The organism is Bacillus sp. BSL6, assembly GCF_052928345.1.
In genome coordinates, this window is record NZ_JAVGCW010000005.1 from 421,491 (window position 1) to 433,373 (window position 11,883).

At 35.5% G+C, this 11,883-nt stretch carries 10 protein-coding genes; 1 reads left to right on the forward strand and 9 read right to left on the reverse strand.

What is annotated here, in order from left to right; genetic code table 11:
• Nucleotides 1–2: 2 nt before the first annotated feature.
• The 3 genes from RCJ96_RS18915 to RCJ96_RS18925 all read right to left on the reverse strand — a co-directional run bounded on the left by RCJ96_RS18915 (nt 3) and on the right by RCJ96_RS18925 (nt 2,519).
• Nucleotides 3–536 carry a sigma-70 family RNA polymerase sigma factor gene (locus RCJ96_RS18915; protein ID WP_074609093.1) on the reverse strand — a complete coding sequence of 178 codons (534 nt, stop codon included), beginning with the start codon at nt 534–536 and terminating at the stop codon, nt 3–5.
• A 290-nt stretch (nt 537–826) separates the two neighbouring features.
• Nucleotides 827–1,633: an ABC transporter permease subunit gene (locus RCJ96_RS18920; protein WP_074609091.1), complete on the reverse strand. Its 807-nt coding sequence runs from the start codon at nt 1,631–1,633 to the stop codon at nt 827–829.
• Nucleotides 1,626–2,519, reverse strand: a complete 894-nt coding sequence (locus tag RCJ96_RS18925; protein WP_000626600.1) for an ABC transporter ATP-binding protein — start codon at nt 2,517–2,519, stop codon at nt 1,626–1,628. Before RCJ96_RS18925 ends, RCJ96_RS18920 begins: the two co-directional genes overlap by 8 nt.
• A gap of 155 nt (nt 2,520–2,674) precedes the next feature.
• Here RCJ96_RS18925 and RCJ96_RS18930 point away from each other — a divergent pair, with 155 nt between their 5' ends.
• Nucleotides 2,675–3,277: a TetR/AcrR family transcriptional regulator gene (locus tag RCJ96_RS18930; RefSeq protein ID WP_002036855.1), complete on the forward strand. Its 603-nt coding sequence runs from the start codon at nt 2,675–2,677 to the stop codon at nt 3,275–3,277.
• 24 nt (nt 3,278–3,301) lie between these two features.
• Here the strand turns inward: RCJ96_RS18930 and RCJ96_RS18935 are convergent, their stop codons facing one another.
• The 6 genes from RCJ96_RS18935 to RCJ96_RS18960 form a co-directional block, all read right to left on the reverse strand.
• Nucleotides 3,302–4,333 carry an oxidoreductase gene (locus RCJ96_RS18935; protein ID WP_074609089.1) on the reverse strand — a complete coding sequence of 344 codons (1,032 nt, stop codon included), beginning with the start codon at nt 4,331–4,333 and terminating at the stop codon, nt 3,302–3,304.
• Nucleotides 4,334–4,484: 151 nt separating this feature from the next.
• Nucleotides 4,485–6,908 (reverse strand): DNA topoisomerase IV subunit A, encoded by a 2,424-nt coding sequence (gene parC / locus RCJ96_RS18940; RefSeq protein ID WP_001147474.1) that lies wholly within the window; start codon nt 6,906–6,908, stop codon nt 4,485–4,487.
• A gap of 1 nt (nt 6,909) precedes the next feature.
• Entirely contained in the window at nt 6,910–8,874 is a 1,965-nt protein-coding gene (parE, locus tag RCJ96_RS18945; RefSeq protein ID WP_001062205.1) for a DNA topoisomerase IV subunit B, read from the reverse strand.
• A 375-nt stretch (nt 8,875–9,249) separates the two neighbouring features.
• Nucleotides 9,250–9,663: a CoA-binding protein gene (locus tag RCJ96_RS18950; protein ID WP_000151382.1), complete on the reverse strand. Its 414-nt coding sequence runs from the start codon at nt 9,661–9,663 to the stop codon at nt 9,250–9,252.
• Nucleotides 9,664–9,742: 79 nt separating this feature from the next.
• A complete protein-coding gene (locus RCJ96_RS18955; protein ID WP_316151578.1) occupies nt 9,743–10,984 on the reverse strand; it encodes a S1C family serine protease in 1,242 nt (413 codons plus the stop codon).
• A 202-nt stretch (nt 10,985–11,186) separates the two neighbouring features.
• Entirely contained in the window at nt 11,187–11,864 is a 678-nt protein-coding gene (locus tag RCJ96_RS18960) for a response regulator transcription factor (protein WP_001044683.1), read from the reverse strand.
• Nucleotides 11,865–11,883: the final 19 nt, after the last annotated feature.

Sequence of the window (11,883 nt, forward strand, 5' to 3'; positions counted from 1 at the left end):
TCCTATTCCATCTTTAATCGTTTCTGTAGTTGTTCCCTCGCACGTGCCAATCTCGATTTCACTGTTCCTTTTGGTATTTCTAAAAGCTTCGCTATACTCTCTTGATTCATATCTTCATAATAATAAAGTACCGTAACAGCTCTTAACTCTTCATGTAACGATTGAATCGCATTACACAAATCTATATCTTCATACTGATCGCACGCACTCATATTGTAATCATTCTCTTCTGTCACAATTATCTTTTTATACGTTCTAATAATGTTATTACATTCATTCATTAAAATTCGAATTAACCAAGTTTGAAAAAACTCTTCCTTCTTTAATTTTTTTATATTTTCATAGGCTTTTAAAATTGTTGTTTGTATCGCATCCTCTATATTTGTCTCATCACGTAACATAGCCTTTGCAATGCGATACATCTTCACTTTTTCCGTATGTATAAGCGCCATAAACGCTTCATGATCACCTTTTTTCGCTAAAGAAACATCAGTTTCTTCTTTTACAATCATTTTATATAAAGGGATTACTTTCACAATTGCTCCTCCTGTTTCATCCTCGCTTCAAATTTAACTTTACATGTATTAGACGTATGAGCCTAGAAAAAGGTTCATTTTTTTGAATATTTCCATAAAAAAGGTAAACATTTTTCATGTTTACCTTTTTTTATACGTAACTCTGAGGAGATATCCATTTGGATCGACAACTTTAAAGCAATTATTTTTTATAAAACAATAATGACTTTTCTACATCATTTACATATAGCTGCAACTCATTCGTTTCCTCCTTATCAAAAAAAGTCCACTCATATAGTGGACTTTCTACCCTACAACGGTAAATCTCTCTTCTTAAACAATACAATCGCTACTATAAAAATACAAAGCGCTCCCGCAGCTAAACCTATACTTACCGGCCATATATTATACGTTCCTTCCGCAATTTCTTTTGGACGAAACAGTGTAAATAACGATAGACTTTTCATCCACTCTAACTTATCACTTAATTTCCCTACCATATTTAGTACAAAAAATAAAATAGTTAAACTTGCTGAATAACTAAGTGCCTTTCTTTCGTCATTACATATACAAGAAAAGAAAAATGAATAAGCACTAACGATTAAAAATATGAGCCCTCCGACTATATTTATCTTCAGGAATAATTCTTTATTTAAATTATTATCTTGTAAAAACCATTCCGCACCTACTATGCCCGCTACATACGTAACAACTACAATGATTAGTAGTCCTAATATGAGAACAGCGGCTTGCGTGATTGCAATTTTCACTCTAGATACAGGTGTCGCTAATAAATATGCCATCGCCCCTTTATCTACATGCCGCGCAATTAAATGTGTTGCAACTGTAACGCAAAAAATTGTTAATATGATAATAAACAATAGACTATAGTACTCACCAGCTAAAAAATCCATTACATTTTGAATCGGACTTTCCATGCCAACAATTTTTTTCACACTATCAGGCATAGCGCTTATTAATTCATTTAAACCTTTCGCTGATACCATTGAAGGGAATATCCAAATTAACAACCATAAATATAGAGCTGCACCAGTTGCGTAACTCAAAATACTTTTTTGCGTCTCTTTCAAACTAGCTAAAAACAATTGCTTATTCATGCTTTACCCCTTCTTTCTTATCGTAATAATGCATAAATAAATGTTCTAAATCCATTGCTCTCGTTTGAAGTGCCGTTACATTATAGTTTGAAAGTATTTGTAAAACAGTTTGATAGTTTCCTTGTACAATAATCGATGCCTCTCTACCTTTTACCGCTTCAAATTGCAAATTACATTTTGTAAGAGAATCAATCTCTTCCTCTGATGATACGGTTACATCTATCACTTGTCGTCTCATCCCTTGTAAATCATGAATATTTTCAACCGTTACAAGGCGCCCATCTTTAATAATCGCTACTCGGTCACATGTACGCTCAATCTCAGTGAAAATATGTGAAGACATAAGAATCGTTTTTCCCCTTTGCTTTTCCTCTACTATTAAATCTATAAATACTTGCTGCATAAGCGGATCGAGTCCTGAAGTCGGTTCATCTAAAATTAACACTTCCGGATCGTGCATAAATGCAGCAACAATTCCTACTTTTTGTTTCATTCCTTTAGACATTTTGCGAATTGGTGTTTTCACATCAAATTGCAGACGTTCTATTAGTTCATCTCGTCTTTTCGTATCCTTTAGCCCACGCATTCCTTGCATTAACTTCAGAAATTCTAATCCGTTCATTCCTTCAATAAAAGAAATTTCACCCGGCAAATAACCAACTTCCCTTTGAATTTTCGCTGCTTCCTTCCAACAATCCAATCCAAAAATTGAAGATTTTCCAGATGTCGGTTTTATAAATCCCATTAAATTACGAATCGTCGTTGATTTACCTGCACCATTCGGTCCTAAGTAACCGAACACTTCTCCTTCTTTTACATCAAATGTAATATGAAACAAGCCTTTTCCGTTCGAAAATTGTTTTGTGACATTTTGAACTGAAATCATAAATCCACCTCATTTTTTGAAATATTTAATGTATGATATTTCAAAATTATTGTACTCCTCCTCTTCCATATTCGCAACAACTTTTTGAAATATTTATATGTCCATATTTCAAAAATATTGTTTTCACCTATATTTTCCTGTATATTTTTATTGAGGTGATTGTATTGAATGGCTTTGAAAAAGTGAAAGAAAAGAAAAAACGCGCTATTAAAGAGGCAGCTTTCTTATTATTTTCAGAACGTGGATTTAATGAAGTAAAAATAGAACATATCGCAAAAGAAGCAAACGTTTCTCAAGTTACCATTTATAATCATTTTGGAAGTAAAGATGCGTTATTTAGAGAACTTATACAAGAATTTATTATATGTGAATTTCAATATTATAAAGAACTTGCTGAAGAAAAATTACCTTTCCATGACATGATGCAAAAAATGATTGTACGAAAAATGAATACTGGCGGGTTATTTCAACCTGATATGTTGCTACAAATGATGCAAAGAGACGAAATTCTCCGAGAGTTTATTTATAGTTATCAAAATGAAAAAATACTGCCATGGTATTTAGAAATATTAGAACGAGCGCAGCGCAATAATGAAATTAATCCTCATCTTACTAAAGAAATGATGTTACTTTACATTCAAATGTTTACTAAATTAGGTGATGATTTCGGGGCACAGCTTCTTGAAGGGGATCGTGAAAAACATATTCAAGATATTGTCACTATGTTTTTCTATGGTCTTTCTGTTCCACAAAAATAAAAAGACACGAAATTCGTGTCTTTTTTATTTTACAGTGATAACTCTACCTGTTTCACTACTTTCAACCGCTAATTGAATCAGCTTAATAACTTCTAAACCTTCTTGTGCTATCACAGGTAATTTCTCACCATTTATAATACTATCTCTTACACCTTTATAGTACATGTCATAACAGCCAACTTCTGTTGGAATACGTACTAACTCTTCTTCTGTTTCTACAGTAGCAAAATTAGCTTCAGTATCTACTCCGTAACCGTTATCCCCTGGCTTCATTCCATTTTTTAATTGTTCTTCCTGTGAATCTATACCGTATTTCACGATAGAACCTTTATCTCCATGCAGTGTAAAGTGTGGACCTGCCTTTTTCACATAACTGCTACTACGTAAAATGACACGTTTAACTCCGTAATGAAGTACTATGTGGAAATAATCATCCACCTCTGCACCTGGGCGTTGTTTAATTATATCTGCACGTATCGCGTCTGGTTTCCCAAATAATGATAATGCTTGGTCAATTAAATGCGAGCCTAAGTCATATAATATACCTGATCCTGGTAAGTTCTTTTCTCTCCAGCGATCACGTACATGTGGACGGAAGCGATCGAAATGCGCCTCATATGCGTATACATTTCCTATTCTATCCTCTTCTAATAATTTCTTTATCGTTAAGAAATCATTATCAAAACGGCGATTATGATATACACTTAATACCACATTATGTTTCTTTGCTAATGAAATAAGCTCTTCTCCTTCTTCAATTGAAACAACAAATGGTTTCTCTACAACAACATGCTTACCGTTTAATATTGCTTCTTTTACATATGGAAAATGAGTTGTATTTGGTGAAGTAATAACAACTAAGTCAATATCAGCTCGCTTCACCAATTCATCAATTGTACTCACGACGTTAGCATTCGGTAATGTTTCTTTTACTACCTCTTCTTTTGAAGATAATACGGCACGAATATCGTATTCTTCTATCGTTTGTAATAATGGGATGTGAAATGTTGTACTAGAAAATCCAAACCCTACAATCCCTACACCTATTTTTTTCATGTTGCCCCTCCATTTATCCCGCTATTTGTGGGTAGTAAGTCCACTTCATGAGAACGATTTCATTCAGTTATTATAACAAGATTATTATTATTTACATAATAAATTGCCTAGAAAAAAGCATCTTGCCATTATTCATGGCAAGATGCTTTTTTTATTCCGGTCGTTTTTTCGTCCACGTTTCAATAACTTCACCAGTATCATTAACATCTAGCACTAAACTACCGTTACTATACCGGTCTTTATTTCGATACGCTTTCGGATCAATTTCTTCTACAATATGTTTCTCTGTCTTCATGTAAACTAATTCATCGTCTCTAACGATTTCAATACCGACAATGCGGTATGGATTACGTTTTAACTCTTTGAAAATAACAAGACCTCGCTTCGCCCTCGTTGATTTCTCAATTTCTGACGCTTTTAGGCGTTTTATAGCACCGCGCTGCGTTACGAGAATAAGTTGATCTTTATCAGCATTTAATGGTTTACCAGAAGCGACATAGTCATCTTCTTTTAAATTAATTGCTTTCACACCAGCGGCTCTTACACCGACTGGACTTACTTCATCTTCATGGAAAATAAGTGCATATGCACCGTGTGTAGCAAGAACGATATCACTCGTTCCATCTGTCGCAAATATATCAACAACTTCATCATCTTTTTTCAAGTTTACAGCAACGAATGCTCTTGAGTAACGCTGTACTTTATATTGGTTTAATTCTGTTTTCTTAATCATACCGTTCTTTGTTACAAATACGATAAATCGCTTTTCTTCCTCAAAGTTCGGTACGACAGTTGCCCAAATAATCGTTTCATCCCGATCGAGTGAAACGATATTAGCAACGTGCTGTCCTAAATCTTTCCAACGAATATCTGGCATTTCGTATACTGGCAGATATATATAGTTTCCTTTATTCGTAAATAAGAGGACTGTCTCTGTCGTATTCGTATCGAATCGTTCAAGTAAGATGTCACCCTCTTTCATACCGAAGTCTTTGCCATTTGAGGCATTATGTGAGCGCCATCCAGTACGTTTCACATATCCTTCTTTCGTTACAGTAACGATGACATCTTCTTGTGGGATCATCACTTCTACATCGATTTTAATTTCCTCGATTTGATCTTCAATAATCGCGCGTCGATCATCACTATATGTTTTCTTAACTCTCTTTAAATCTGTTTTAATTACTTGAAGTAATCTTTTTTCACTTTGTAAAATTGCCTGTAGCTCAATAATTTTCTTATTAAGCTCATCTGCCTCTTGTTGTAGCGCTGTAATATCTGTATTCGTTAAACGATATAATTGCAAGGATACAATTGCTTCCGCTTGCGCTTCTGTAAAACCAAATTTCGCACTTAAATTATCTTTTGCATTACGCTTATCTTTTGAAGCTCGAATCGTTTCAATAACTTGGTCTAAAATCGATAATGCTTTCTTTAAACCTTCTACAATATGTTGACGATTTTCTGCCTTTCGTAATTCATATTGTGAACGTCTCGTAACAACTTCTTTTTGATGTCCAATATATGCATCTAAAATTTTCGGTAATGTCATAAGCGTTGGACGACGATTATTAATCGCTACCATATTAAAGTTATATGGAATTTGTAAATCTGTATTTTTATATAAATAATTTAAAATACCTTCAGAATTTGCTTCTTTTTTTAACTCTACGACAATGCGAAGACCTGTACGATCTGTCTCATCACGTACTTCAGCAATACCATCTAATTTTTTATCTAGACGTAACTCATCCATTTTCTTAACAAGGTTTGCTTTATTTACTTCGTATGGAATTTCAGTAATTACGATTTGCTGTTTCCCGCCACGAACCGTTTCAACCTCTGCTTTCCCGCGAATAATAATTTTACCTTTACCTGTTTCATACGCCTTTTTAATACCATCAATCCCTTGAATAATACCACCTGTTGGGAAATCTGGTCCTTTCATAACTGTTAATAAATCATCAACAGTACTATTCGGTTTATCAATACGCATCATTGTAGCGTCAATAACTTCTCCAAGATGATGCGGAGGAATTTCTGTTGCATAACCTGCGGAAATTCCTGTAGATCCGTTCACTAATAAGTTCGGGAACGCTGCTGGTAAAACAACCGGTTCTTCACTCGTATCATCAAAGTTTGATACGAATTCTACTGTTTCTTTATCAAGATCACGTAATAACTCAGATGCAATTGGTGATAATCGTGCTTCCGTATAACGCATTGCTGCTGCCGGATCCCCATCAACACTGCCGTTATTACCATGCATTTCAACTAAAACATTACGTACTTTCCAAGTTTGGCTTAAACGTACCATCGCCTCATATACAGAGGAATCACCATGCGGATGATAATTACCAATAACGTTACCGACTGTTTTAGCTGACTTACGGAACGCTTTATCGTGCACGTTTCCTTCTACATACATAGAATATAAAATACGTCTTTGTACTGGTTTTAAGCCGTCACGCGCATCTGGAAGTGCGCGATCTTGAATAATATATTTACTATAACGTGCAAAGCGATCACCTAACACGTCTTCAAGCGGGAGGTCATGAAACTTCTCTGCTTGCATGTTATTCCACCTCCGTCTCCATAATCATTTCATTTTCTAAAATATTTCCTTCTTCTTGCATACCAAACTGTACATTACGCTCAATCCATTTACGGCGCGGTTCTACTTTATCGCCCATTAATGTTGTTACGCGGCGCTCTGCTCTTGCTGCATCATCAATTTTCACGCGAATTAATGTACGTGTTTCAGGATTCATCGTTGTTTCCCATAATTGATCCGCATTCATTTCGCCAAGTCCTTTGTAACGCTGTAACATGTAACCTTTTCCAACTTTTTTCGTTACTTCATCTAATTCATCATCTGACCATGCGTATTCAATTACTTCACTTTTTCCTTTTCCTTTACTTACTTTGTATAAAGGAGGAAGTGCGATAAACACTTTACCAGCTTCGATAAGTGGTTTCATATATCTGTAGAAGAATGTTAATAACAATACTTGAATATGCGCTCCGTCTGTATCGGCATCGGTCATGATTACAACTTTATCGTAGTTAATGTCTTCCACATCGAATTCATTGCCTACACCGCCGCCAATCGCATAAATAATTGTATTAATCTCTTCATTTTTAAAGATATCAGCAAGCTTTGCTTTTTCTGTATTAATTACTTTACCACGCAATGGTAATACCGCTTGGAAGCGTCGATCTCGCCCTTGTTTTGCAGAACCACCGGCAGAGTCACCCTCTACTAGGTATAGTTCATTTTTCTGCGGGTTACGTGATTGTGCAGGTGTTAACTTACCACTTAATGTACCTTCTGATTTCTTTTTCTTTTTACCAGTACGCGCTTCCTCTCTCGCTTTACGAGCAGCTTCACGTGCTTGCGCTGCTTTAATTGCTTTTCTCACAAGAAGTGTGGCTACGTCCGGGTTTTCTTCTAAAAAGTAAGCCAAATGCTCTGATACAATGGCATCAATTGAAGAACGAGCTTCACTTGTACCTAGTTTCCCTTTTGTTTGTCCTTCAAACTGAAGTACTTCTTCTGGTACACGTACAGAAACGATAGCCGCTACACCTTCACGAATATCTGTACCTTCTAAGTTTTTATCTTTTTCTTTTAATAGTGAAACTTTGCGAGCATACTCATTGAACACACGCGTCATCGCTGTCTTAAATCCAGCTTCATGTGTTCCACCATCTTTTGTACGTACATTATTTACAAACGAAAGAATATTTTCTGAGTAGCCATCGTTAAATTGAAATGCTAGTTCTGCTTCAATCCCATTTTGTTCACCAGTGAAGTATACAACTGGGTGAATTGAATCTTTTTCTTCGTTTAAATAGGAAACGAAAGCTTCAATTCCTGTTTCATAATGAAAGACATCTTCTAAATCATTTCTTTCATCTTTTATTGAGATTTTCATCCCTTTTAATAAGAATGCAGATTCACGTAATCTCTCACATAATGTTTCATAATTGTAATTTGTTGTGCTGAAAATCGTTGTATCTGGTTTGAAATGCATTGTCGTACCAGATTCTTTCGTCTTTCCGATTTTCTCAAGCGTCGTTACAGGAACACCGCCATTTTCAAAGCGTTGTTCATAAATATTTCCGTCACGCTTAATCGTTACGACTAACCATTCAGATAAGGCGTTTACAACTGATGCCCCAACACCGTGTAAACCACCACTCGTTTTGTAACCACCTTGCCCAAACTTACCACCGGCATGAAGTACAGTTAAAATAACTTCTGGTGTAGGTTTTCCAAGCTTATGCATTCCCGTAGGCATTCCTCGCCCTTTATCTATAACGCTAATACTATTATCTTTATGTATTACGACAGAAATTTCGTCGCCAAATCCCGCTAACGCTTCATCAACGGAGTTATCTACTATTTCGTATACTAAATGATGCAATCCACGGCTGTCCGTGCTCCCGATATACATACCCGGGCGTTTTCGAACGGCTTCAAGTCCTTCTAACACTTGAATCGCATCTTCATTATATTGGAACTGATGCTTCGCCAAACTCCTTGCCCCTTTCCTAATCCAAAATCAGAACATATGTTTCTATCATAGAATAACGCCTCGACTATAGTTTTGGCAAGTTATCTTATCTCTTTTATATACCATTTTCAATAGAAAAATCCTTGTTTTTTCACAAGGATTCCTCTAGGCTACTATTTCAGAAAAATAATCGTTTGTCAACGAGAAATGGATATGTATTCCAAGATTACACATTCCAAACCTTTATTATGATCCAAATGATCAAGATCCAAAACGGGATTACAAGTAACAATCCCCAAAAACAGCCTTTAAAAAATCTCATGATGAACACCTCGTTCATCGGCCCTACTTATTATCATGAGGGCTGAAGCAATCTTCCTACCTTTACAATCTATACTATTTTGTCATCGCATGTTCTACTTTTATACAACGATCCATTATTACAGTATAGTCTTTTTCTTTTAAAAGTTTGTATGTATCTTCATCTTGTACTCCTAATTGTGCCCAAAAAACATCTGCATCAATCTCTACAAATTCTTTTGCAACATCCATTAAAAACTCTGAGCGACGAAATACATTTACAATGTCAACGTGTTCCTTAATATCCTTTAGTGAAGCAACTGCCTTTTCTCCAAGCACCTCATCTACTGTTGGGTTAACTGGAATAATGCGGTATCCAGCATCTTGCATTGCTTTTGAAACCATATACGATGTACGTTCTGGCTTATCCGATAAACCAACAACTGCAATCGTTTTACTTTTCTTTAATACTTCACCAATTTCCGTACGAGTTGGGTTTTCAATTGTCATAAATTATCCCTCCTATTCCTTTAGTATAGCCGATAAAGAAAGTCTCTTTCAATATGAAAGAGACTTTCTTTTATTCCGATTATTGATTCTTTGTAGCTGAGTTATCTGCTAAAGTAGCTGTTTTCGTCATTTTTTGACCGTTACGATAGAATGTAACTTCTACTTTCTCGCCTACTTTTTTCTTTTCATATAAATATTTACGGAATTGAAGTGAATTTTCTACTTTTTGATTATCTAATGCTACTACAATATCATATTGTTCTAAACCAGCTTTTTCAGCCGGTGATATTGGGTAAATTTTACCTAATACAACACCATTCGTTACTTCTTTCGGTACTTTCAATTGATTGACTGTATAAGCTTGCACATCTTCTAATGAAACAACACCTACTCCAAGAGCTGGACGTTTCACTACTCCGTCTTTTTCAAGTGATTCAATAACTGGTTTTGCGATGTTAATTGGAATAGCAAATCCAATTCCTTCAACTTCTTGTTGTGCAATTTTACTTGAATTAATCCCAATTATTTCTCCGTTTTGGTTAAATAACGCACCACCACTGTTACCAGGGTTAATTGCTGCATCTGTTTGAATAACTTGAGCATTCCAATCTGCACGCTTATCACCATCGATATCTACTGGAATTTCACGTTCTTTACTACTAATAATACCTTCCGTTACACTTCCATCAAATCCTAGTGGGTTACCGATTGCAATTGCTTTTTCACCCGCACGGATTTTACTAGAATCACCTAAAGTGGCAACTTTATTTACATTAGCACCATCAATTTCAACAACAGCTAAATCTAACCAAGGGTCTTTCCCTACAAGCTTCGCATCTACCTTCTTGCCATCACTCAGTTTTACAGCAAGTTTATTTGCACCATCTACTACATGATTGTTCGTTACAATATATGCTTTATTTCCTGCCTTTTTATAAATAACACCTGATCCTGAACCAGCTTGTTGTTCTTGACCTGTCGGTTGCATTGCAAATGGATCAATACTTTGTTGCATATTAATAACACCTACAACAACATCTTTCGCGCCTTCAATCATACCAGGTAAGTCCGTTTCATTTTTTGCTTTATTGACAACAGGAACTACAGTACCTTCAACTTTTGAATCTGAACTAAAAGATGATACAGTCGCTCCATTATTTTGAGCCCATGGCATATATGGTGCCGCAAAACTAATTGAAACAGCCCCAACTACAGCTCCGACTAAACCTGTGAAAAAATAGCCTTTTTTACTGCCCGATTTTCTCACTTCTCTCGTTTCACTATGCTCTTCATTTAAATTTGGTCCGTCGTAATATCCCATGTTTACTTCCCCTCTCTGGTGAATTCGTATTTTTAGTATAGTCACGTTTTGTGTCCTTCTTGTGAACTCATCGTGAAATCCAATTAAAAAAATACACTTATTTAACATTGTAGACAAAAAAAGCATTTTTTGTACATTCCACCTGCAAAAGAGGATATAAAATTGTTATTTTCCTAGACTGAAGCACACAATACGTTCCAAGTTACTCTTCAAATTTATAACCAACACGAATAACAGTACCGATATGCTTCGCTTTATCTCCTAGCTTATTTCGTAGTTTTTTAATATGAGTATCAACAGTTCGGTCATCACCGTAATAGTCATATCCCCATAACTGATCTAATAAATGTTGACGTGACAACACAATTCCTTTGTTCTCCATTAAATAAACGAGAAGTTCAAATTCTTTATGTGTTAATATAATTTCTTCTCCATCGACTAAAACAGTTCTAGATAGACGATTCACTTCTATTCCAGCTAAAGACATAGCATTTTCTTCTGCTACCCCTACCACGCCATCCGCACGTTTCAGTAACGTCTTCGCGCGAGCTACTAACACTTTCGGGCTGAAAGGTTTCGTTACATATTCATCTGCACCTAATTCGAACCCTAGTAATGTATCATCCTCATCCGAACGTGCTGTTAGCATAATAATTGGTACTGCTGATTCTTTTCTAATTCGTCTACAAACAGACCATCCATCTATTTCTGGTAACATAATATCTAACATAATTAAATCAATTTCATGCTCTGCAAATAATTCTAACGCTTTTTTTCCGTCTTCTGCTTCGATTACTTCAAAGCCTTCATTGCGAAAATAATCGCTGACAATTTCACGTAATCTTCTTTCATCTTCAACAAGTAATACTGTTTTATTCATAATAATCTATCCCGCCTTT